Raw genomic sequence first — 24,289 nt, forward strand, 5'->3', positions numbered from 1 at the left:
TGGTTAATTGATTAGTTTTCCTTGCCAATCTCGTTCCACGGTCATTTTAGAAACGGGAATATATCCAAGTTCACCAACGATTTTTTCTTGAATCTCATCTGAAAGAACATAGTCTAGGAACTCTTTAGTTAGATCGGTTGGCTTCCCTTTTGTATACATATGTTCATAAGCCCAAATTTGCCAATCATTGGTGGTAACATTTTCATCCGTTGGGGCAACATTATCCACTGTTAGAGTTGCAACTTCATTTGTGATATAAGAAAAAGCCGTGTAACTAATTGCTCCTGGGGTATCTGCTACAATTTGCCGAACCATGCCACTTGAGTCTTGTTCTTGAGATTTGACCGCCGTTTCTCCATTTAGAACCCATTTTTCAAAGGTACTACGAGTCCCACTACCGGCTGCTCGGTTTAAAATGACAATCTCTTCATCTGTTCCGCCAAGCTCTTTCCAGTTTGTAATTTCACCAAGAAAGACTTTGCGTAAATTCTCCATGGAAATGTTTTTTATGCCAATGTTTTTATTGACGATGGGGGCAATTCCGACAACTGCCACTTTGTGATCTACAAGCTTGGTGGCATCAATTCCTGATTTTTCTTCAGCAAATAGATCGGAATTACCAATTTCAACAGCACCAGATTGAACCTGGCTAAGTCCTGTACCACTACCTCCACCTTGGACATTAATGAATCTTCCAGGATGATTGGTCTGATAGTCTTCAGCGACTGTTTCAACTAAAGGTTGAAGCGCAGACGAACCAACCGCGGTGATTGACTCTCCGCGATCAATCCATTTTGCACATCCTGTTAGTAAAATTAATGAGCCAAATAGGGCAAGAATGATTCCGTTTTTTTTCATGTGTAAACTCCTCTTTAGAAAGATAAAAACAACTATAGTTTAACACGTTATCGGCAGATTGAAAATCTCTCAACAGTTATGAATAACAAATAAACTGAAAAAAACTTATTTTTTTTGACACAAATACTATCTCGAATCTTAACTATGTGCTATACTATTCTTGAAATGCGTCTCTATAAAAGAACGTTCTACTCGCTACTTATCTATTGATTTCCCCAAAATCATAGATTCCCCAAAAGTATTGAAATAGAATAGTTTCTGGACGGTTTCATCATTTCTTCGACATTCCCCATATGTTTGCTGAAATGATCATCCCTTTTGAAGGTGTATTGTCTATATGATGATGCACTTTCTTTTTTTCACAAAACACGTTAAAAAAACGCCGCTCAAAATGCAGATTACACATCTGTCATTTAAGCGGTGTTCTTATTTGGGGCCTATTCTTTTCTCAAATTATAACAATGGTGAAATCAATCGAGCGAGGCCTTCTTTAATTTTAATTAGTACGCCACGTTTTTCGTAGCGCTCAGCAGTTAATAAAGCAGAAACCTTTGAATCATTATAAAATTCTTTACGCAGCTCCTCTGCCAATGTTTCGTCATAGATTAAGGCATTCACTTCAAAATCAAGTCTAAAGGAGCGAACATCGATGTTTGCTGAGCCAACAGAAACGATTCCTCCGTCAACAATCATCGTTTTGGCATGAATAAAACCATTTTCATAGGTTTCAATAATTGCCCCATAGTCAATCAGTTCTGCTGCAAATGAATAGGTCGCCCAGTAGACTAGCATGTGGTCAGGTTTGTTAGGAATTTGAATCTGTACCTTAACCCCAGATAACAAAGCAAGCTTAAGAGCCTCGTGGATAGATTCATCCGGAATATAGTAAGGCGTTTGAATCAAGATTTCTTTTTTTGCTGTTGAAATCATTTTTAAGTAAGTCATTTTGATTTGTTCATGCTCTGAGTCAGGCCCACTTGTGACAATCTGCATAGCCTTATCGCCATCTGAGACAATTGTTGGAAAGAAACTTTTTTCATAGCTGACTTCTTTTGTATGCTGGGAGTTCCAATCCATTAAAAAACGGTTTTGCAAGGCGTAGACAGCCTCACCATGAATGCGTAAATGATTGTCTCTCCAGTAGCCGAACCGTTCAACAAGGCCAAGATATTCAACGCCGACATTAAAGCCTCCAGTGTAACCAATCTCACCGTCAATCACGACAATTTTCCGATGGTTTCGATAGTTAATCCGTGGATTCAAGTAAGGAACAAATAAAGGGAAGAACAGAGCTACTTCACCCCCCGCGGCTTTTAATGTGTCGAAAAAGCTCATAGAGACTTGCGTAGAGCCCCACGCATCTAATAGAACTCGGACCGTCACTCCCCGTTTGGCAGCGTTGATTAAAGCATCGCGCACCTCAATTCCCAAGCTATCACTACGATAAATATAATATTGCAAATGAATATGATTCTTAGCTTGATTAATATCTTCTATAAGTGCATCAAACTTTTCTCGGCCATCTGTATACAATTTGACTTGATTTTTTGTTGTATACAAAGAACTTTCAAAAATCGTTAACATATAAATTAATTGTTTAGGATCTGCCTCCCCTGTTGGTGGATGCGGATACAGTCCTCTTCGTAAAGCATTTTTTTCTTGTTCAATCTCGATATTCATCCCTAGTTTAGCCTGCATTTTCAAATCAAAAATTTTATCTTTTGAGATTCCACGACCAAAAAAGATATAGAGAATAAAGCCTAATACGGGAATAAACATTAGAACCATCAACCAGGCCCATGTTTGAGCTGTCTGTCTTCGTTCCCTAAAAACAATGACTAATGAAAGTAAAATATTGGCTAGGACGATAATCAATGAGAGATTGCTCGTAATTAACTGCACATTCTCCACCTCCTTTTAATATGTAATAAACCCACTAACAAGCATACCCAAGTTGAAATTAGAAGTAAAGAAAAAGCGAGCAAAATTGCTCGCTTTTTGAGTATACCTAAATTTTAAGGAATCTACGCATAGAAATGACAGATCCTAATGAACCAATGATTACGCCAATTCCAACTATAAGTAAATCAATTTTCCAGATGAAGTCATCTGGCTTTAGTAACGAATAATTAGAGCGCAGTAACATCGGATTTGTTAAGCTATAAACCGCTTGATAACCAAATGTTAGGATTAGAATTGGAACAATTGCTCCAATTAAACCAATCCAGCCTCCTTCTAAGAAGAACGGCCAGCGAATATAGCCATTTTTTGCTCCCACCAAACGCATAATTTGAATCTCGCGTTTACGTGAAAGAATGGTAATTCGAATGGTATTGGAGATTAAGAACATCGCTACAAAAATCAATAATGCAGCAGCGCCAAGTCCCCATGTTCGAACAGAGTTAGCAATTTTCATAATTTTATCAGAAGAATCACCACCATAATCGGCTTTGTAGACAGATGGTAATTTTGCTGCTTTGGCTGATACAGACTTCGTGTGTGCTGGGTCCGTTGTGCTGACGATAAAGGTATCGTAAAGTGGGTTGCTATCTCCTTCGAACAGGTTCCAAGCATCACCCATGGCACTCTGAATTTTTTTCAACTCTGCGTCTTTGCTTGAAAATTTGATATCCTCAACATTATCCAACTTAAGTAGCTCTGATTTTAGTTGATCGATTTCGTCTTGTTTGGTACCGACATCGATAAAGACAGAAACATTTACGTTGTTTTCAATGTCTGTTGCTAATTTAGTTGCATTCATGATAACCGCTAAGAAAATACCTACTAAAGTTAATGTAATTGTGACCGCACTGACTGAAGCAACAGTCATCCAGCCGTTGCGCTTTAGACTTTTGATACTTTCTAATAGATGGCGGAAAAACGTTCTAATCATCGTATCCGTATTCCCCTTCCGCTTGATCTCGAATAATTCGACCATTCTCAATGGCTATTACGCGATGACGAATGGTATTCACGATATTACTATTATGCGTCGCCATCACAACGGTCGTTCCTTGTCCATTAATCCGGTCTAATAATTTCATGATTTCCCATGAATTATCAGGATCGAGATTCCCAGTTGGCTCATCAGCAATTAAAACTTTCGGGGTATTCACGATAGAACGTGCGATTGATACCCGTTGTTGCTCCCCACCAGATAGTTCACTTGGAAAGACGCGGACTTTATGTTTTAGGCCGACAAGGTCTAAAACTTCCATAACGCGTTTTTTTATTTCGCGAGGTTTCCTGCCGACCACTTGCATAGCGTAGGCAACATTCTCATAAACTGTTTTTTTAGGTAACAATTTGTAATCCTGGAAGACAATACCAATATCACGACGCAAATAAGGAACTTCGCGGTTTTTAATTTTTAATAAATCGTGCCCCGCAACATTTAAAACGCCTTTTGTTGCTTTTTCTTCACGATACATTAATTTGATAAACGTTGATTTTCCAGCTCCAGAAGGACCTACAACGTAGACGAACTCACCTTGATCAATGTTGATCGAGACATTTCGGATGGCAGTTGTCCCATTCGGGTACTTCTTCATTACATCCTTCATTTCAATCATGGCTATCTCTCCATATCTTTTTATTCAATCACACGTAATTATAACACGTAAATATTGCAACTATCTTTCAAGAGGTTACAATTATATTTCATTTGATTAAATTCTAACGTGTCTCGTTTTTTGTTAAGCGCATTTTTAGATAAGCATCGATAAAATGATCTAAATCACCATCCATAACAGCTTGTACATTTCCTGTTTCATAATCTGTCCGATGATCTTTTACCATAGAGTAGGGGTGGAAGACGTACGAACGGATTTGTGAACCCCAACCGATTTCCATTTGTTCCCCTTTTAAGGCAGCCGCTTCCTGTTCTTTTTTCTCTAACTCAAGTTGATACAATTTGGCCTTTAACATGCCCATCGCTTGTTCTCTATTTTTTAACTGTGAACGTTGTGCTTGACTGGCTACCACTGTCCCCGTTGGAATATGCGTAATTCGAACGGCCGATTCGGTTTTATTGATATGCTGTCCACCTGCACCGCTCGCACGATAAGTATCAATTTTTAAATCATCTGAGTTAATATCTACTTCAATCGTTCCGTCTAACTCAGGCATGACATCTACCGAACAAAAGGAGGTATGTCGACGATTGGCTGAGTCAAAAGGTGAAATTCGAACAAGTCGGTGTACGCCCTTTTCTGATTTTAGATAACCATACGCATTATGCCCTTTAATCAGTAAAGTAACGCTCTTGATCCCTGCTTCGTCTCCTGCCAGATAATCTAGCATTTCTACTTGATAGCCGTGTTGTTCCGCCCATCTTGTATACATTCGCAAAAGCATACTGCCCCAATCCTGAGATTCTGTCCCACCTGCTCCAGGATGTAATTCCAAAATCGCGTGATTACGGTCATAAGGTTCATCTAGAAGCATTGATAATTCATACGTAGCTAGTTTTTCATCCAGCGCCTTCATTCGAGCTTCCAACTCTGTTTGTAAATCTGCATCAAAGTCTTCTTGTTGCATCTCAGCCATGACGGTTAGTTCATCTAGCTCCTCCGCCAATTGATTAAATTGGTCAAAGGTTTCTTTATTCGCATTGTTTTCATTAATTATTTGTTGTGCACGTACACTATCATCCCAAAAGCCAGGTTCGGCCATTTGGTGTTCGGCTTCTGCAATGTCCTCTTCTAATTGATCTAAGTCAAAGAGACCCCCTAAAGCTTGTGATTTTTTGTTCCATAGATTCTAGCAAATTACGAATTTCAGCAATTTCCATTTCTATTCCTTCTTTCTGTATCGGTTAAAGTGACAAGAAACTGAGGCAAAACTCAAAAGAATTTTGCCTCAGCGTTTACGTTTCATTTGGACTAAGCAAGCACTCTAGCCAGCATTTTTGCCGTGACAGTTTTTGAATTTTTTGCCGCTTCCACAAGGACACGGATCATTTCTTCCAACTTTAGTCACTTGAACAGGTGACTTTTTGTCACTTGTATTACTTTGAGCTGCTGCATCGGCAGGTTCTTCTTGATAGTTTGCTTCTCCACGAGCTACTTGCTCGCGTTCTACATTTTGGCGAATTTCAGCTTTCATGAAGAGACGAGTCACTTCATATTCAATCGCACCTATCATATCTTCAAACATCTTGTAGCCTTCTGTTTGGTATTCAACTAATGGATTGTTTTGACCATAAGCACGTAAACCAACTGATTGACGAAGTTGATCCATTGCATCAATATGATCTGTCCATTTTGTATCAACAACGCGCAAGATAACGACTTTTTGGAATTCTAGTAATTGTTCAGGACCATTCAAGTGACCTGATTTGACTTCCATGACTTCTTTTGCACGGTCATATAGGCTAGTTTTAATTTCTTCTGCAGATTTATTTTCTAAATCTGAGATAGCAATTGAGTCTTCATGAACCAATGCACTAGCTGCAAAGTCAACAATTCCTTCAAGATTCCAGTTTTCTTTTTCAAGTTGAGTATGCGCATCTACAACACGGTCAATCGTCCGTTTAACCATATTCATCAATGCTTCAGTTAAGTTATCTTCTTCCATGATGACAGATAAACGTTGTTTGTAGATAACTTCACGCTGTTCACGCATAACATCATCGTATTGTAAGACGTTTTTACGTGTATCGTAGTTGTTTCCTTCTACTCGTTTTTGAGCAGATTCGACTTGTCTACTTAACATTTTACTTTGGATAACAGCATCTTCTTCATCAATTTTCATTCTATCCAAGAAAGCTTTGATTCGTTCAGAACCAAAACGTTTCATCAAATCATCCTCTAATGATAGATAGAATTGAGAAACCCCAGGATCCCCTTGGCGTCCAGCACGTCCTCGTAACTGATTATCAATACGACGAGATTCATGACGTTCTGTTCCGATAACTGCAAGACCACCAAGCTCAATAACGCCTAAGCCTAGTTTGATATCTGTTCCCCGTCCAGCCATGTTGGTCGCGATAGTAACGGCGCCTTTTTGACCAGCATTCATGATGATTTCTGCTTCTTTAAAGTGATTCTTCGCATTTAATACTTCATGTGGAACTTTTTCTTTGTTTAGCATATCTGATAATAGCTCAGATGTTTCTACCGCAACGGTTCCGACAAGGACAGGTTGACCTTTACGATAGCGTTCTTTGATATCTTGAACAACCGCATGGAATTTACTTTGTAATGTTGGATAGAGTAAATCAGCACGGTCATCACGAACGATTGGTTTATTCGTTGGGATTTGGAAAACTTGAATATTGTAGATTTCACGGAATTCTTCTTCTTCTGTTTTCGCAGTCCCTGTCATCCCAGCTAATTTTTTATACATACGGAAGTAATTCTGGAATGTGATAGTAGCCATTGTTTTTGTTTCGTCTTCGATTTCAACACTTTCTTTGGCTTCGATTGCTTGATGCAAGCCATCAGAATAACGACGACCATCCATGATACGTCCTGTAAATTGGTCAACGATTAATACTTTGCCTTCTTGGACCACATAGTCAATATCGCGGATCATAATATAGTTAGCACGAAGCGCTTGATCCATATGATGAGTTAAAGCCGTATTTTCGATATCATATAGGTTTTCTAGTGTAAATGTTTCTTCTGCTTTTTCTATCCCAGCTTCAGTTAAGCTAATTGTTTTTGATTGGATGTCAATTTTGTAGTCTTCTTCTTCTTTCAGACGTTTTACAAAATTATCTGTTCTTGTATATAGAGCAGTTGATTTTTCCGCTTGACCAGAAATAATCAATGGCGTTCTTGCTTCATCAATCAGAATCGAGTCAACCTCATCGACAATTGCATAGTTTAGTGGACGTTGAACCATTTGGCTACGATAAACAACCATGTTATCTCTTAAGTAGTCAAACCCAAGTTCATTATTTGTACTGTATGTGATATCACAGTTATAAGCGGCACGTTTTTCTTCAGAAGATTTTGAGTTGATGTTCAATCCTACAGATAATCCTAAGAAATTGTACAATTCTCCCATCTCTGTTGAGTCACGGGTCGCTAAGTATTCATTAACCGTTACTACGTGAACCCCTTCTCCTGTTATAGCATTCAAGTATACAGGCATTGTCGCAGTCAAGGTTTTCCCTTCACCAGTTCTCATCTCAGGGATATTCCCATCATGTAAGACAACCCCACCCATTAACTGAACGCGGTATGGATATAATCCCAACACACGTTTTGCTGCTTCACGAACAACCGCAAAAGCTTCAGGTAACAGTTGATCTAGCGTTTCACCAGCTTGATAACGAGATTTGAATTCCTCGGTTTTAGCTGTTAACTGTTCATCAGTTAAGGCAGCCATCGCATCCGCATGAGCTTCAACTTTTTTCGCGATTCCTTCCAGCCTCTTTAATTCCTTATTGTCATTTTCAATTATTCTTTTTAAAAGATTGGCCATTCGTTTATTCTTCTCCTTTATATCACTTCTTTTATTATAATACACCAAAGTGTAAATTCTCCCGTATATTTTATCATTTCTTACGCTCAAATGAAATAACCTAGTGAGAATTACACACAAACTTTGACACATTCTAGTTTATTATGTACTTTTTTTATATAAAAAGATAGCTTTTTTAGCAATAAAACAACAGAAATTTATTTTTATACCAAATAAAAACTGAGTCATAACCGAAGTTATGACCCAGTTCTCATTTGTCAGAAGTGATTAATCTGTTTCGATTAATCCATATTTGCCATCTTTACGACGATAAACAATGCTCGTTCCGTTTGTTTCAGCATCTTCGAAAATGAAGAAGTTATGACCTAACATATTCATTTGAAGAACTGCTTCTTCGCTATCCATTGGTTTTAAAGATAGACGTTTTGTACGAACGATATCTAATTCTGATTCATTTTCGTCTTCACCGTTACTTTCATTGAAGAAAGTAGCTGCTACTGCAGGATTCGCTACAGTTTCACGAGACTTACGGTTAATTTTTGTTTTGAATTTGCGGATTTGGCGCTCTAATTTATCTACGACCAAATCAATACTTGCATATAGATCTGGTGAAGTTTCTTCTGCGCGTAATACAAGATAAGGAAGTGGAATTGTTACTTCAACTTTAGCTGTTTTCTCAGTGTAAACCTTTAAGTTCACGTGAGCTGTCGCTTCAGGTGCTTCGCTAAAGTAGCGTTCTAATTTCCCGACTTTCTTTTCTACATAGTCGCGAATAGCGTCTGTAACTTCAATATTTTCTCCACGGACATTATATCTAAACATAAAAATTACCCCTTTCGTCTACCACATCCAAAGAAGGATAAGGACCACTCTTTTGTCCTTCTTTATACTCTTATTATATCGGAAATTGGTCTATTTGCAAATTAAATCGCTATCATTTCTAAAGAAAATCCAAAAAGCTGAGTGCTATCGTGCAAGGGTCAAGGTTTCTACTCGTTTTGGCTGTTTTGATAAGAGGATTTCTGCTGCATGAAATAAGGTTCTACCCGTGGTATATACATCATCCACTAACAAAATTTTCTGATTTTGAATTTGCGTTTTTTCCACTGCCAAGGTATAAGGTTGTGCCATATTCATTCGTGCTTGTTTATCTTTCCCTGACTGAGCAGGTAAGTCGACTCGTTGTAATAAAGAAGTAAAGGAAACCGAAGCCGCGCTCAATACCCCCTCCACTTGATTGAATCCCCTTGTCTTCTGCCGTTCTTCTGATAGCGGCAAAGGACAAATAAGATAGTTTTTGTAGGGTTTTAGAGCCTGCTTTATCGAGGCGACAAACGTATATCTAAGTTGATAGTCTCCCGAAAATTTATAGCTCGAAATCCATTCTTTAAACGGTGCATCATACATGTAGAGTGCCTTGTTTTGGAAAAGATAGTGTGGGTATATTTGTCGCCATTGTTTACAATCCTCACACAAAAAGCCACCATTTTCTCGACCACAGCCTGGGCAAGCAAGATTTTGTGCAATCAAGTGAAATAACTGATGACAGATGGGACAAAGCTCGACCGTTGGAATAGACACAAGTCCTAAGATTTCTGGGAGTGTCAGTGTCCGAATAATCTTTTTTTTGCAATAACTACAGTTCATCAACTAGCCCTCTCTTTCTTGCTAGCTGATTATTTAGCTTAATTTCTTTTAAGGCAAGTTTCATAGCGACCGTCTGCTCATCATAAAGAAAACAGACGCGGCCGAAATTATACGCCCCTTTTCGATCCACTCGACCGGATATTTGAACGAGTGTGGCTTTTGTAAAGACGGGATGATTGGCGCCTAATATGATGACCGAGACGTTTTCAAAGGTAACGCCCCGTTCTAAAATAGTCGTACATAAAAAAAGCTGGTAGTGGTGCTGTCTCATCTTGGTGACTTTCTCTTTTCTTTGATCATCATCAGCATGGACTTTTTCTACCTGTAAATCAGGAAAGTGTTTCTGTACATGTTGAAATAGACAGTCCATCAGATGAATACTTGGGCAGAAAAGCAGCACATGATTCTTTTGGCTTAGTTGGTCGATGAGTTGATAGAGCTTGCCTAGATGTGTGCCCTTTTTACTATGAGCCGCCCAATGATTCCACCAAATAAACTCTGGTTCAGGCAGTGGACGTCGATGAAAGCGAGCCGGTAATTGACTGATGATAAATGACGCTTGAATCTCCTTTAAAAGTGCCTGTGGAGGGGTCGCTGTCAAGTAGGTTAGACATGAGTCTTCTTTTGTAGCTTGTGATACGGCATAGGCTAACTTTTTATCTCCTTGAAAAGGAAAAGAATCGACTTCATCAACAATTAAAAAATCAAACGCGTGATAAAAGTGCAAAAGCTGATGTGTTGTGCAGATAACTAACGAGGTATAGGTATATTTTTGCTCGTTGCCGCCATACAATAAGGCAATCGTTTCTTTAGGAAAGACCTCTTGCAGTCGTGGATAGAGCTCCAAACAAACATCCACTCTGGGAGAGGCAAGCGCGACTCGCCCACCCTTTTTTAGTGCACGATAAATCGCCTCAAAAAGAATTTCTGTTTTGCCAGCACCTGTGACGGCATGAATCAAATGAGGCTTTTTCTGAGCGAGACTGTGACATAAAGCAATTGAAATTTCTTCTTGTGCAGGAGTCAGTGTTCCTTGCCAGTCCAAAAAAACTTCCCGTGTCTGATTGGCCGGCTCTGCCTGGTGAATGAGCTGTAGGCTACTATCAATTCGCCCCATTTGTATACAAGAAGGACAATAGTAGAATCCAGAAGGCAATAAAATCGCCGTTTTGAGTAACTCTGTGTTACACCTTGTACAACGCATATAAGCACCTTGGTCTATCATGGCAGGAAATGTTTGATACGCATCTAATACTGCTGAAAACTGTTTTGTCAGTAGGACTCTTCTTCCCCAAAGCTCCTCCATAAAAAATCACCTCAAAATAAAGTACGCAAATGTGCGTCTCTTTTTTGAAGTGAAGAGTTTATTTATTTTCGTACGTCGCAAACCAATTGGACTTGACCAATTGATTGAGAACGACATATTCTTTAAAAAGATTAATTTGAACAACTTCATAGTCAGCATTTAACCACCCGTAAGCCCCTTTTTCTGGATGACGATAATCATTTGCCCACCAATCAGCGTCTGTACGTGCCGTTTTTGGTAAGCCAGAATGTGGAAAGAGTAGTTCGTCAAACTGCGTAAAGGTCAAGGTGACCTGTGAACCGCCATTGTCTTTCAAATATTCAGTGATTGCGTCATATTTTTTTGAACGGTCTTTCATCATCACTCACCCACCTTCTCTTTCTATTATCGCACAAAATCGCCGAGCTGCAAATGATTACAAAGTTGAAAATTGTCGTCTTTTTTTCTATACTGTCTATTGAGAGGTGACCAAAGTGGACCAATACATAACAATTAAAAAAGATTATCAAACAGAAATTGAAATCAAGAAGTCTCAGTTTATCTGTTCCTTAAAACGAATAGAGACAAAAGAACAAGCAAAAACATTTATTCAAGAAGTAAAAAAAGAACATTGGAAGGCAAACCACAATTGCAGTGCCTTTGTGCTTGGTGAAAAGAATGCCATCCAAAGAAGTAGTGATGATGGTGAGCCGAGCGGAACTGCCGGAGTGCCAATGCTTGAGGTGCTAAAAAAACGAGAAGTCATCAACGTCGCGGCTGTGGTCACGCGTTATTTTGGTGGAATTAAATTGGGTGCAGGAGGCTTAATTCGGGCGTATTCTGGTGCGGTTGCGCAAGCGATGGAGGAAGTCGGTATTGTGCGTGGCGTTCGACAGCAGGAAGTCTTGATTCATATTAGCTACCCCTTATTAGGCAAAGTTCAGAATTTTCTAGAGCTGAACCAATATGTGATTAAAGAGACGCTTTATACTGATGTAGTGATTGTTGTGGCGATGGTTGATCAATTTGAAATAGATGTCTTCAAAGTTTCTGTGACGGATCTTTTGAATGGACAAGTAAGCTTTGAAGAAGGCGACACTAGTTATGTTGAAACGCTTATCTCGTAAGGGTTAGTAAAATAATTAAAAACTGATTGGTCACCGTTAATTAGGAGATCAATCAGTTTTTTTGATTATTTTTCTAAATAGAATTCAAAACGATTGCCAACATATTGTGTTCGGACATATTCAAACGGTGTGCCATCTTCAAAATAAGAGACTTGGCGTAAACGTAGAATAGAGTCACCTCGTTTAATTTCTAAATACTCAGCGATTCGTTCAGAGGCGAGCATCGCAGAGACTGTTTGGTTGGCACGACCAACCTTCTTTTTTCCTTTTGTTTCAAGTGTTCGATAGAATGATCCGGTGATTTCTGCTTTGGTAAATTCTTCTACTAACTTACTAGGAATGCTCGCTACTTCAAAACAAATCGGGACACCATCAGCATAACGAATTCGTTCCATTCGCAAAATAGAATCGGTCTTTGAGAGCTTTAGCTTATCCATCTCACTAGAGCTTGGAGAGGTCACAAAATAGGACACGGTTTTACTAGAAGGCACCCGATTTTGTGATTCCATAATCTCAGTAAAACTAGTAGTTCCGGTCATTTTTTCTTGGACTTTTTCTCGAGCAACGTAGGTCCCTGAACCAATTTTTCTTTCTAAAATTCCTTCATCTGACAAGGTTTGAATCGCTTGACGTAAGGTCATACGACTGACGCCAAACTTTACAGACAGCTCTCGTTCAGAAGGAAGACGATCCCCGATTTTCCAGAGGCCGTTCTCGATTTCTTCTTTTAGCTGATCATGAATTTGTATATAGACTGGTAAACTTCCAGGCATGTAAACACCCTCCTCTACTTCTTTTCTTTATTATAACTGGTATATACCTGGTTCACAACTACAATTCGACTATTTTTATTCGGGAAAATGCCGAAATAAAGCTGTTTTAAAAGAAAATATAAGGTAGATTCAAACTAAATAGTGGGCTCAAATATGTTTTGGGCTAGGTGTCCTTAGCTGTTTAACAGGCATCACGGTTTATTTTTTGTCTATTCATTTTTACTTGCCGATTTCAGTTATTTTGCTAAACGTTTTAAATCGGCGGCCGCTTTTTTTAGGACTTTTTGTCTGATTTCATCTTCTGGTCTGCGTGTTGAACGATCTCTTTTTTCAAAAACACTAAGCTGAATATCGAAAATCCCACTTAACCATAACGGCTGACGAACTGCCTTGTATCCTGCACGACCAAATAGTTTGTGGTAGACTTCCCTTCCACCAATTGAATAAAAAACACTCGCTTTTTTGCCACGCCACTTTCCGTTCCATAAATATTCTTTTTCTTTAAAACTATAGGTTTCTTTGACCCAAAATAAGTTTTCGATAAAGCCTTTTAAGGAAGCCGGAATATTGGCAAACCAAATGGGATAGAAAAAAGCCAATAAATCAGCTTCTTTAGCAAACTCGGAGATGGCCAACATTTCAGGCGTTCGTTTTGTTTGATAACCTTCTGATAAGGCGATATCGTAATCCAAGCTTGCTAAATCGACGACTCTAATTTCATGTTGTTCGGCCATGACTTGTGCGTATTCTACCGCCATTCTTTTCATAGTTCCTTGACTTCTAGCGTCTCCTTGAATAATCAACACCTTACTCATAAATAGTGCTCCCCTCTCCCTTTTGCTCATAGAGAAAGTCGACCATCTGTTGCGTTTCTTGGCGGATTTTGTCGTCTGATTGTTCCATAAAAACGGGTAAGCTTTCAACTAATTTTATCATTATCTGGTAGCGTTCAATTTTCTTTTTCATCATTTGAGTTTTTCCATCAAACAGCTGTCTGGCTTCTGCGATACATTCCTGCGTATAACTATCTTGAAAGAAACGAAGGAGTGTGTCTCTAATTTCATCGATAGATAAACCAAATTCTTTCAGCAGAATAATGTATTTGATTTTTGTTTTGTCTAGCTCTGAGTAGCTCCGATAGTTGCCAATGGTTCTTTTTGGCTGAATCAAGTGAACTTTTTCATAGTAATGTAAGGTCGAAATAGGTAGATTTAATTCTTGGCTAACTTGGCTGATTTTCATAAAATTAATCCCTTCTGAAATTTTCTAGTCAATGAAACAGCACTTGGTTTGACTGTACAGCTAGAATAACACTCAACCTAACTTCAGAGTCAAGCCCTTTTTTGAGGAGGCTTTTTTATTCAGTTATTTTCTATTTGAGTCTCGTTTGACTCAGCAAAAGGCTTCCTATAGACTAAAGGTAAAATGATGATTTGGAGGGAGTCTATTTGAAAACTATTTTTTTGCATGGGTTGGGTCAAACAGCCGAAAGTTGGGCCGCTGTTCAACAAAATCTGCCAAGTGATTTTGAGAGTATTTATGTCGATCTTGGCAAATTAGTTCGTGGTGAAGACGTCACTTATGAGTCAATCTATACGAAGGTGTATATTGAGCTTGAAAAGATTGAGCCTCCGTTTGCGATCTGTGGTCTATCACTAGGTGGAATGATTGCTTTAAATTATGCGATTGATTTTCCAAACAAAGTCTCAAAATTAATCCTGATAAGTACGCAATACAAAATTCCTCAAGTACTATTTTCGCTACAAAACCAAGTGTTTAAACTTTTACCTGCAAACTTTTTTCAAAAAATGAGTTTTTTAAAGGAAGAAGTATTGAGTTTAACACATTCGATGGAGACCCTTGACTTCTCCAATTACTTACGAACGATTAAGGCTGATACATTGATTATCTATGGTCAAAAAGATCAGCCCAATAAAGCAGCTGCATACGAGCTTCGCCAAAAGATTACTACAAGCTCTTTAACGATGATTGGCGATGTAGGTCATGAAGTGAATAAAGAGGCGCCCGTTCAACTAGCAACCTGTATTGCCGACCATCTTAAAGTAAGTAGGAACGATTTGTAACTAAATGAAGAAGCAAGGAGCCACGCTCCTTGCTTCTTCATTTAGTTACTTGACTTTTTCTTTGTCTAACATTTTATTGGCAGTGGCCATCATCAAACGAATTCGATTTAATTGATTGACTAAGGAAACTCCTGGGTCGTAATCAATTGCTGCGATGTTTGCTTTAGGATATTGATGACGCAATTCTTTAATGACACCTTTTCCGACTACGTGATTAGGCAGACAGCCAAATGGTTGCATACAAACAATATTATTCACATCGGCTTTTAAAAGCTCAATCATCTCACCAGTTAAGAACCAGCCTTCACCTGTATGATTTCCGATAGAAAGAATTTTTTCAGCATCTTCGGCCATGTCATAAATAGAGTTGATCCCATCAAATCGCTTCGATTTTCTGAGCGCTTTATCCATTGGTTTTTCAACCATTTCAATCAGTCGAATGGCAAATTGTGCAACTAGCTTACTTTGTTTAGACATGCCTAAATTATCGTATTTCCAAATTTGATTGTACAAAGAGTAGTTCATAAAGCCAACAATATCAGGAACAATTGCTTCAGCCCCTTCCGCTTCAAGTAAGCGAACGATATCGTTATTGGCAGTAGGTGAATATTTTACTAGAATCTCACCGACAACACCAACTTTTGGTTTGACTTCATCAGACAATGGTATCTCATCAAATTCGCGGACAATTTTTTTCATATTTCTGTTAAAAGCCGTCAGTGAACCACTCCGAATGTTGGGTTCAATTCGTTTAATCCACTGATCATGTAAGGCATCAATCACCCCTGGCTCTAATTCATAAGGACGTGTTCGATAGACGACACGTTCGAACAAATCACCATAAAGAAAAGCGACAGCGACACGTTTTAACATTGGCAAAGTAAATTTGAACCCAGGATTAGATTCAACCCCTTTGTTCCCCATCGAAATAGAAACAACCGGCACTTTATCAAACCCAGCATCATTAAGTGCTTTTCTAAGGAGTGGGATGTAGTTAGTTGCTCGACAGCCACCCCCTGTTTGCGTCATCATGACACTCGTGTTTTCAACATCATATTCGCCACTTTGAAGGGCCTCAACCAATTGTCCAATCGAAATAATTGCTGGATAGCAGGCGTCATTATTGACGTATTTTAACCCGATGTCAACTGCTTGATTATCTTTTGCAGGCAGACAAACGACATTGTATCCAGATGCTTGCAGAGCCACATCAACTAAACCACTTTGATGAATCGGGCTTAGCATCGGTAAAAGAAGCGTATGTTTTTCCTTCATTTCTTTGGTAAAAATAATTTTTTCAGGTTCTTCATAGCGCTGAACAGGTTCGAAGTTCATTTTTTCTCGCTCTCCGACAGCTGCTTTTAATGAGCGCAAACGAATCCGAATCGCTCCTAAGTTTGACCCTTCATCAATTTTTAGCACGGTATAGATTTTCCCGTACTGGTCCATGATTTCTTCCACTTGATCAGTTGTTACGGCATCAATCCCACAGCCAAACGAGTTCAGCTGAACAAGCTCTAAGTTTTTCGATTTGGCTACAACGCGTGCGGCCGCATATAGACGAGAATGGTAGACCCACTGATTAACCACACGCAGGTTGCCAACGTCACTTAAATGAGAAATGCTATCTTCTGTTAAGACATGGAAGCCTTCTTGTGTGATGACTTCAGCAATCCCATGATTAATCTCAGGATCCAAATGGTATGGACGACCAGAGATAACAATTCCACGTTGCCTCTTTTGATTCAGCATCATCAAGGTTTCTTCACCTTTTTGCTGAATATCTTGTTTAAAGGCATCTAATTCTTCAAAGCCATGACGAAGCGCTTTGGCTATATCACCTTCTGAAATCCCTAAATCTGCAAAGGTTTTGGTTAATACACCAACCATGGATTCTTCATTCGCTAAGTTTAAGAACGGATTCCGATAGTCAACCTTTCCTTCGCGGATATCATCCACATTGTTTCTCAAGACATCTGGATAGCTTTGAACAATCGGACAGTTAAAATGATTTTCAGCACCAGCTGACTCTTGACGTTCAAAAATAATCCCTGGGTAAAAAATCTTAGGTACCCCAGAATCAATCAGTGCTTGAATATGTCCGTGTGCAATTTTAGCTGGATAACAGGCTGTATCACTAGGAATCGTATCCATACCTTGTTCATATAAATCTTTATTGGAGCGTGGTGACAATTCTACTCTGAAACCTAATTCGGTAAAGAAGGTATGCCATAATGGATAGTTTTCGTACATATTTAAGACTCGTGGGATTCCAATAGAGCCACGAACAGCGTCTTTTTTACGAAGCGCGCGATATTTAAATAAACGACGGTATTTATAATCCACTAAGTTGACTTTTCGTTCTTCACGTTTAATTTTGATACGTGCCCCACGTTCACAACGATTTCCTGTAACAAATTGACGTCCATCTGAAAAGACCGTCACCGTTAACATACAGTTATTTTCGCAAAGGCCGCAGTGTGTAAATTCTTTTTCAGAAGTAAATTCATCTAGTTCTTTTAAGGAAAGTGTTGTTGTTTCTTCGCCTAGTTGATAGTCCTCTAACGCAATTAATGAGGCACCGTATGCCCCCATCAAACCAGCAATTGAAGGACGAACCACTTCACGTTCACTAATTTGCTCAAATGCTCTTAAAACAGCCTCGTTGTAGAAAGTTCCGCCTTGGCAGACAATCTTTTTCCCAAGCTCTTCAGGCCGACGAATTTTGATAACTTTATAAATCGCATTCTTAATCACTGAGTAGGAAAGCCCCGCTGAGATATCGCCAACAGATGCTCCCTCTTTTTGAACTTGTTTGACTTTAGAATTCATAAAGACAGTACAACGAGAACCCAAATCAACGGGTTTGCGTGACTCTAAGGCCGCTAACGCAAAATCTTTGACGTCATATTTTAATGATTTTGCGAAGGTTTCAATAAACGAACCACAGCCAGAAGAACAAGCTTCATTTAATTGGATAGAAGAAAGAACACCATCTTTAATTGTCATAGCCTTCATGTCTTGACCACCAATATCTAAAATGAAGTCAACACCAGGTTGGAAATGGTTGGCTGCTTTATAATGAGCCATCGTTTCGACTTCACCTATATCAACCTTCAAAGCATTTTTGATTAAATGCTCGCCATATCCTGTAACTGCTGCTTTCCCAATAAAGGTATCTTTGGGCATTTTTTTGTATAAATCTTTTAACACACTCATGGTTGTTTCAAGTGGCTGTCCTTGATTGTTACCATAAAATGAAAAGAGAATATTGGCATCCTCATCAATTAAGGTCACTTTGGTGGTTGTAGAGCCTGCATCAATTCCTAAAAAAGTCACACCAGTATGTAAGGCGAGATCTTTTTCACTTGCTTGAGCGCGGTTATGACGTGCTCGAAACTCTGCCAGTTCTTCATCATTATGGAATAAAGGTTCTAAAGTATCAGAAGGACTTAATTGTTCACGGTCCCCATTTAATAGATTATCTAACAAACTTGCCAATGTGTTTTCTTCAGCCGATTCTGAGTAAAGAGCCGCACCCATCGCCACAAAGAGTTGAGGGTTTTCTGGGAAAATCACATTTTCTGGTTTAATATCTAGCGTTTCAATGAATCGTTTACGCAACTCAGACATAAAGAAAAGTGGTCCGCCTAAAAAGGCAACCTTCCCTTTAATTTTACGTCCAGCGGCAAGACCTGCAATGGTTTGATTGACGACCGCTTGGAAAATACTCGCTGAGATGTCTTCTTTTGCCGCGCCTTCATTAATTAAGGGTTGGACATCCGTTTTGGCAAATACGCCACAGCGTGAGGCAATCGGATAGAGATTCTGGTAGTTTTTAGCGAGTTCATTGACTCCATTGGCATCTGTTTTAAGTAAGGCTGCCATTTGATCAATAAAGGCGCCTGTTCCACCTGCACAGCTTCCGTTCATTCGCTGTTCAAGGGCCCCTTCAAAAAAGGTGATCTTGGCGTCCTCGCCCCCTAATTCAATCGCGACATCTGTTTCTGGTATCATTTCTTCTACCGTTTTTGTACAGGCGATGACTTCTTGGACAAAAGGAATATCTAGCACGTCAGCTAATCCCATACCGCCAGAACCTGTGATATTCATTGTTAATGTTTGGTTTTTAATAAGTGTTTGTGCTTCTTTTAGGACGCGCTCAGTTGCTGCTTTGACGTCTGAATAATGCCGCTCGTACTTTGCAAAGACGGTTGCATTCTTTTCGTTTAGAATAACCAGTTTTACAGTAGTTGAACCGACATCGATCCCTGCTCGTAATGTCATATTCTTCCCCTACTTCCTTTTTTTCGACAGATTGTTGATTATCTAACAAAGTGTCTGATATACTACTAGTGTATATTTTATTGAGAAATCAAGAAAAATTCAATAAGCAATTCAAGCTGTTTTGTGAGATAAACAACAGAACGCTTGTAATTGTTGCTTGATTTGTTAGGAGGTTCACAACTTGAAGAAAACAGACTTGCGAGTGATACGAACTAAAAAGATGATTGTGGATGCATTTATCCATTTAGTTGAGGAAAAAGGTTATGAAAACGTGACGATTCAAGATATCGCAGATGAGGCAATGATTAATCGGGCTACTTTTTATTCACATTTTAAAGATAAACCTGATTTATATGACCGAATTTTCGATTTGTCAGTGTCCGCATTTACCTCTGTTTTGGATCCAGAGCAGCTAGTTGAAGGAAATAAATTACAGATTAAAAAGGTTGAATTTGTTTTAACAGGCATCTATATGAAAATTCATGAGAATAAAAAATTCTTTTTGACAATTATGGATGGTTCTTCCAATGAACTTCTTCGTCAAAAGCTAGCGGATATTCTGAATGACAAATACGAACATATCTTTAGCCAGCTGAAAATCACCGAAAATGAGATTGAAGTCCCTATCGACTTTATTATTGAGTATATGACGTCGATTTTTATTGGGACACTTCACTGGTGGATTACAAGTGACACAGATATGACACCGAATCACTTAGCGCGATTAGTGATTAAGCTTGTCGGAAATGGTCATTTGACTGTTTTAGGAATTGATGTAGAAAAGTAAGCGATAGAAAAGAAGAGCACGTGGTCAGACTAGTCCACGTCTCTTCTTTTTTGACTGGTTTAGCTAGCTAATTTTTTTATTTTTTGTAATGTTATCTTTTTAGTTAGGGGGATATTGGAGAGAGTTATGTACGTGTTATTTAAAGTCTAACGCATAGATAAAGTAACCCAATCGCTTTTTTTGTGTGCGAAAAAGGGCAAAAAAAAACCGAATCATTTGATTCGGTTAAAAACTGGGGTAGCTGGATTCGAACCAACGCATGAGGGAGTCAAAGTCCCTTGCCTTACCGCTTGGCTATACCCCAATGGTGGAGGAAAGTGGATTCGAACCACTGAACCCTAAGGAACGGATTTACAGTCCGTCGCGTTTAGCCACTTCGCTATTCCTCCAAAAGTCTAGTAAAAAACCTGACTTAGTTATAATACATAAAAATGCGTGTTATTGCAAGAGGAAAATTCAAATTTTTTTAGTTATTTTTTTAATCGTGAAGATTCCATTGTCGAATCACTGACTCTAACGCTTCATCTAAAGTTTTTGTCACGCCTTGAGATTCGTTATCCATAAAAATTTCGAAATGTTTGGCATCGTTTGTTAGAACTTCCCCAATCATTTTTTTTCCAATAAATAATTGTGTCACATCAATTGCTTGTCCATTGACATTTTTTGATGTTTCTTCAACACGTACTTCAATATCTTTATTTTTTTTTGACATAATTTTCACCTCGATGCCTATTTTACCATATTCCAGTCTATTTGTATCTGAGATGTTTTCACTCTGTAGTTTTTTATTGGAATGATTTGAGACAAAAATAAGATTGAGAATGAGGTTGGGACAGAAGTGTTTAACTCCGAGAAATAAGAGCATGGGACATAACGTTTTAAGTCATGTCCCATCCTCCTCTTCTATGTTTTAGTCCTGATTGTTGGTTAAAACGGCTTCAAGGACTTGGTAACCTGCATTTTGCAGTACCTGTTGAACTTTTTCTGTTTCTCTTGTTTGAATTTGCAATTCAACAATTGTTTCGAGTTCTTTTCTATTCACAATAACCGTCAAAATACTGAAGTCATTGTCCGCAAGAAGCTTCGTTAAGTCTGCTAAGATTCCTTTGTGATCATCAGTAATCTGAATTTGAATGCGTGTCCCACCATCTTTGTAGCCAGTGATTTTTAAGAAAGCATCAAAGATATCATTGTTCGTAATGATTCCAACGAGATTTTCTTTTTGATCAACTACGGGAAGAACACCGACATTATTTTTTCGCATCAAACTAATGCCTTCTTCTAATAAGGCTTCTGGCAAAACAGTTTGGACATTTTTGACCATGACATCAGCGACGGTCGTTTTGTTTAACAAATAGTTTGCTTCATAAACACTTAGGCTAGTGGCTTTAGAGGGTAAAGCTTCTTGAATCGTTCCCTCAGTAATCAAACCAACCAAACGTTCGTTTTCTACTACTGGTAATCGGTGGATGTCATTTTTTTTCATTAAGTCAACCGCATCAAAAATTTTTGTTTGAGGTCGCACTACAATTAAGTTTTTTGTCATAAAATCTTGAACGCTCATGAATTACCCTCCTAAATAAGCTTTTTTGACTTCTTCGCTTTCTAATAGCTCTGCGCCTGTCCCCTCAAGAACTATTTTACCTGTTTCCAATACATACCCTCTATCAGCAATTGAGAGGGCCATTTTGGCATTTTGTTCAATCAGTAGGACAGTTGTTCCTTGTTGTTGAATTTCTTGAATGATGTTGAAAATCTCCTTGATAAAAATAGGAGCTAGCCCCATAGAAGGCTCATCAAGTAACAATAGCTTTGGCTTGGACATCAATGCCCGTCCCATTGCTAACATCTGTTGTTCTCCTCCAGAAAGTGTTGCTGCATCTTGAGACTTTCTTTCAGCTAAAATAGGGAACTTTTTAAAAATTTGGTCATAATCTGTTTTCATTTCTGAAGAATCTTTACGTAGGAAAGCCCCCATCTCAAGGTTCTCTTGCACAGTCAACCCTGCGAAAATATGACGCCCTTCTGGCACTTGCGAAAGTCCAGAGGCAACAATTTTTTGTGGAACAGTTTTATGAATTTCAGTTCCCTCAAATGTAATGCTACCGTTAGAAGGTCGAATCAGACCAGAAATTGTTCGTAGAATTGTGGTTTTTCCAGCACCATTTGCGCCGATTAAAGAGACAATCTCACCTTGTTTCACTTCAAAACTGACTTCACGAACCGCTTGAATCATTCCATAGTGAACCGATAAATTTTGAACACTTAACATTACAGCTCACCTCCAAGATAGGCTTCAATTACTCGAGGATTATTTTTGATTTCTTCTGGTTGCCCCTCTGCAATTAAACGGCCATATTCTAATACATAAATTCGTTCACAGACCTCCATAACTAAACTCATGTCGTGTTCAATTAAAAGAATTGTAATCTGGAATTCTGCTTGAATTTTCCGAATTAAATCGGTCAATTCTGCCGTCTCTTGAGGATTCATTCCTGCTGCGGGTTCGTCCAAAAAGAGAATCTTTGGTTGGGTTGCTAGTGCTCGGACGATTTCCAACCGACGTTGTTCACCGTAGGGCAGGTTTTTAGCTAAGGTTTGGGCTTTATTTTCCATACTAAAAATTGCTAATAGCTCCATTACTTTTTTCTGCATTTCTTCTTCTTTTTTATAAAAGCTTGGAAAACGAAGAATACTAGAAACTAAGCTCTCTTTATTTTTACTATTCATCGCGATTAGGACATTATCCATCACCGTTAAATCTTTAAAGAGACGAATATTTTGAAAAGTTCGACTCAAACCTAAATCGGCAATTTTATAAGGTTTTTGCCCATTCAAACGATGTGTTTGTCCTAATGACTCAAAGAGAACGTCGCCTTCACTAGGTTCGTAAACGCCTGTTAAAAGATTGAATAAAGTTGTTTTTCCTGCACCATTTGGCCCAATTAAGCCAATTAGTTCATTTGATTCTAAATGTAAATTGACATTTGATACAGCCGCCAATCCACCAAAGTTTTTTGTTAAATTTTTAACGTCCAATAGAGGCATCAGAATCGTCCTCCTTTTTTCCAAATTTTTCAAAAATACGTTTTACAGAAAATTCCCAAGTCCCCAAAAGACCGCCTGGTTTAAAGATCATGATGATGATCAAAGCTAATGCGTAGATAATCATTCGTAATGCACCAAAATCTTGAAGGTACATATTTAGAACACCTAGAACAATCGCTGCTACAAATGTTCCTGTGATACTACCGATACCACCGAATACCACAATAATTAAAATATCAATTGATTTCATGAAACCAAAATTTTGTGGTGCAATAGATTGAACATAGCTCGCTGAGAGAGCACCAGCGATACTAGCTGTCATTGCGCCAATCATAAAGGCGATCACTTTATATTTGGTTGTATTAACTCCCATAGACTCTGCAGCAATTTCATCTTCACGAATCGCTATTGTGGCACGCCCTGGTCCGCTGTGAAGAAAATTAACAATGACTAAAGTTGTAATCACGACAAAACCAAAGATTATTGACCAGTTCGCAATTGACGGAATCCCAAAGATGCCAGAAGGTCCATTTGTAATGTCGCGGAAGTTGACAATCAGAATTCGAATAATTTCAGCGACACCTAAAGTAGCTATCGCTAGATAATCTCCTTTTAAGCGAAGCGTCGGAATTCCAACGACTAACGCAACTAATCCTGATAAAAAGATTCCCAAAACAAGTCCTGAAAAGAATCCTCCGATTGTTGGATTCTTGACACTCATAATTGCCGCACTATAGGCACCTATCGCCATAAACCCAGCATGTCCCAATGAGAATTGCCCAGAAAAACCGATAATTAAGTTTAACCCACAAGCTAGAATAATATTAATTCCAATATTGACAATAATAAAGTCAGTGAAGATAGTAATGATTCCAGCACTGTATAACGCATATAAAATACCATAAACACCAGCGGCAATGAGCAACCAGACAAGATTAAATTTTAGATTTTTTTTCATG

Annotated in this window: 22 protein-coding genes and 2 tRNA genes; 3 read left to right on the top strand and 21 right to left on the bottom strand. The window is 38.6% G+C overall.

Features of this window, described 5'->3' with window-relative positions; genetic code table 11:
* Positions 1-3: 3 nt before the first annotated feature.
* The 10 genes from IGI37_RS12065 to IGI37_RS12110 all read right to left on the bottom strand — a co-directional run bounded on the left by IGI37_RS12065 (position 4) and on the right by IGI37_RS12110 (position 11,606).
* Positions 4-858, bottom strand: coding sequence for a phosphate ABC transporter substrate-binding protein PstS (locus IGI37_RS12065; RefSeq protein ID WP_438762233.1), 855 nt, complete (start codon positions 856-858; stop codon positions 4-6).
* A 453-nt stretch (positions 859-1,311) separates the two neighbouring features.
* Positions 1,312-2,760 (bottom strand): cardiolipin synthase, encoded by a 1,449-nt coding sequence (gene cls, locus IGI37_RS12070; RefSeq protein ID WP_438762234.1) that lies wholly within the window; start codon positions 2,758-2,760, stop codon positions 1,312-1,314.
* A gap of 106 nt (positions 2,761-2,866) precedes the next feature.
* On the bottom strand, positions 2,867-3,751 hold the full coding sequence (gene ftsX, locus IGI37_RS12075; RefSeq protein WP_438762235.1) for a permease-like cell division protein FtsX: 885 nt from the start codon (positions 3,749-3,751) through the stop codon (positions 2,867-2,869).
* Positions 3,744-4,430 (bottom strand): cell division ATP-binding protein FtsE, encoded by a 687-nt coding sequence (gene ftsE / locus IGI37_RS12080; protein WP_438762236.1) that lies wholly within the window; start codon positions 4,428-4,430, stop codon positions 3,744-3,746. Before ftsE ends, ftsX begins: the two co-directional genes overlap by 8 nt.
* A gap of 103 nt (positions 4,431-4,533) precedes the next feature.
* Positions 4,534-5,650, bottom strand: a protein-coding gene (gene prfB / locus IGI37_RS12085; protein WP_438762237.1) for a peptide chain release factor 2 whose coding sequence is annotated in 2 segments (ribosomal slippage) — positions 4,534-5,577 and positions 5,579-5,650 — 1,116 coding nt in all. Because the reading frame shifts where the segments join, the coding sequence is not laid out codon by codon here.
* 104 nt (positions 5,651-5,754) lie between these two features.
* Entirely contained in the window at positions 5,755-8,292 is a 2,538-nt protein-coding gene (secA, locus tag IGI37_RS12090; protein ID WP_438763645.1) for a preprotein translocase subunit SecA, read from the bottom strand.
* A gap of 267 nt (positions 8,293-8,559) precedes the next feature.
* The gene (gene hpf, locus IGI37_RS12095; RefSeq protein WP_438762238.1) at positions 8,560-9,114 is read right to left on the bottom strand and encodes a ribosome hibernation-promoting factor, HPF/YfiA family; all 555 of its coding nucleotides are present in this window, start codon (positions 9,112-9,114) and stop codon (positions 8,560-8,562) included.
* Between the two features lie 144 nt (positions 9,115-9,258).
* On the bottom strand, positions 9,259-9,939 hold the full coding sequence (locus IGI37_RS12100; RefSeq protein ID WP_438762239.1) for a ComF family protein: 681 nt from the start codon (positions 9,937-9,939) through the stop codon (positions 9,259-9,261).
* A complete protein-coding gene (locus tag IGI37_RS12105) occupies positions 9,929-11,245 on the bottom strand; it encodes a DEAD/DEAH box helicase (protein WP_438762240.1) in 1,317 nt (438 codons plus the stop codon). The genes IGI37_RS12100 and IGI37_RS12105 overlap by 11 nt, the downstream gene beginning before the upstream one ends.
* Positions 11,246-11,303: 58 nt before the next feature.
* Positions 11,304-11,606 (bottom strand): DUF7662 domain-containing protein, encoded by a 303-nt coding sequence (locus tag IGI37_RS12110; RefSeq protein ID WP_438762241.1) that lies wholly within the window; start codon positions 11,604-11,606, stop codon positions 11,304-11,306.
* A 112-nt stretch (positions 11,607-11,718) separates the two neighbouring features.
* Here IGI37_RS12110 and IGI37_RS12115 point away from each other — a divergent pair, with 112 nt between their 5' ends.
* Entirely contained in the window at positions 11,719-12,351 is a 633-nt protein-coding gene (locus IGI37_RS12115) for a YigZ family protein (RefSeq protein WP_438762242.1), read from the top strand.
* A gap of 65 nt (positions 12,352-12,416) precedes the next feature.
* On the opposite strand, the gene IGI37_RS12120 is transcribed toward IGI37_RS12115, so the two are convergent.
* From IGI37_RS12120 to IGI37_RS12130, 3 genes are all read right to left on the bottom strand, one after another.
* Positions 12,417-13,124 (bottom strand): GntR family transcriptional regulator, encoded by a 708-nt coding sequence (locus IGI37_RS12120; protein WP_438762243.1) that lies wholly within the window; start codon positions 13,122-13,124, stop codon positions 12,417-12,419.
* 236 nt (positions 13,125-13,360) lie between these two features.
* The gene (locus tag IGI37_RS12125; RefSeq protein ID WP_438762244.1) at positions 13,361-13,939 is read right to left on the bottom strand and encodes an NAD(P)H-dependent oxidoreductase; all 579 of its coding nucleotides are present in this window, start codon (positions 13,937-13,939) and stop codon (positions 13,361-13,363) included.
* Positions 13,932-14,366: a MerR family transcriptional regulator gene (locus IGI37_RS12130; protein WP_438762245.1), complete on the bottom strand. Its 435-nt coding sequence runs from the start codon at positions 14,364-14,366 to the stop codon at positions 13,932-13,934. Before IGI37_RS12130 ends, IGI37_RS12125 begins: the two co-directional genes overlap by 8 nt.
* Before the next feature lie 206 nt (positions 14,367-14,572).
* Between IGI37_RS12130 and IGI37_RS12135 the strand changes: the two genes are divergently transcribed.
* Positions 14,573-15,208: an alpha/beta fold hydrolase gene (locus IGI37_RS12135; protein ID WP_438762246.1), complete on the top strand. Its 636-nt coding sequence runs from the start codon at positions 14,573-14,575 to the stop codon at positions 15,206-15,208.
* A 45-nt stretch (positions 15,209-15,253) separates the two neighbouring features.
* Here the strand turns inward: IGI37_RS12135 and IGI37_RS12140 are convergent, their stop codons facing one another.
* Complete coding sequence (locus IGI37_RS12140) at positions 15,254-19,495, bottom strand: acyl-CoA dehydratase activase-related protein (RefSeq protein WP_438762247.1); 4,242 nt, start codon at positions 19,493-19,495, stop codon at positions 15,254-15,256.
* Positions 19,496-19,715: 220 nt separating this feature from the next.
* On the opposite strand from IGI37_RS12140, the gene IGI37_RS12145 reads away from it, so the two are divergent.
* The gene (locus tag IGI37_RS12145) at positions 19,716-20,282 is read left to right on the top strand and encodes a TetR/AcrR family transcriptional regulator (protein WP_438763646.1); all 567 of its coding nucleotides are present in this window, start codon (positions 19,716-19,718) and stop codon (positions 20,280-20,282) included.
* A gap of 232 nt (positions 20,283-20,514) precedes the next feature.
* Here IGI37_RS12145 and IGI37_RS12150 read toward each other — a convergent pair.
* From IGI37_RS12150 to IGI37_RS12180, 7 genes are all read right to left on the bottom strand, one after another.
* Positions 20,515-20,586, bottom strand: a tRNA-Gln gene (locus tag IGI37_RS12150).
* A gap of 1 nt (position 20,587) precedes the next feature.
* Positions 20,588-20,671: transfer RNA gene (locus IGI37_RS12155), tRNA-Tyr, on the bottom strand.
* 89 nt (positions 20,672-20,760) lie between these two features.
* Complete coding sequence (locus IGI37_RS12160; RefSeq protein WP_438762248.1) at positions 20,761-20,994, bottom strand: DUF2969 domain-containing protein; 234 nt, start codon at positions 20,992-20,994, stop codon at positions 20,761-20,763.
* Between the two features lie 198 nt (positions 20,995-21,192).
* A complete protein-coding gene (locus IGI37_RS12165) occupies positions 21,193-21,846 on the bottom strand; it encodes a CBS and ACT domain-containing protein (protein ID WP_438762249.1) in 654 nt (217 codons plus the stop codon).
* Positions 21,847-21,849: 3 nt separating this feature from the next.
* Positions 21,850-22,554 (bottom strand): ABC transporter ATP-binding protein, encoded by a 705-nt coding sequence (locus tag IGI37_RS12170; protein WP_438762250.1) that lies wholly within the window; start codon positions 22,552-22,554, stop codon positions 21,850-21,852.
* Complete coding sequence (locus IGI37_RS12175) at positions 22,554-23,330, bottom strand: ABC transporter ATP-binding protein (protein ID WP_438762251.1); 777 nt, start codon at positions 23,328-23,330, stop codon at positions 22,554-22,556. Before IGI37_RS12175 ends, IGI37_RS12170 begins: the two co-directional genes overlap by 1 nt.
* Complete coding sequence (locus tag IGI37_RS12180) at positions 23,311-24,288, bottom strand: branched-chain amino acid ABC transporter permease (RefSeq protein ID WP_438762252.1); 978 nt, start codon at positions 24,286-24,288, stop codon at positions 23,311-23,313. Before IGI37_RS12180 ends, IGI37_RS12175 begins: the two co-directional genes overlap by 20 nt.
* Between the last annotated feature and the right edge of the window lies 1 nt (position 24,289).

The sequence above is a fragment of the Enterococcus sp. AZ194 genome (genome assembly GCF_051713825.1).
GTDB lineage: Bacteria > Bacillota > Bacilli > Lactobacillales > Enterococcaceae > Enterococcus_K.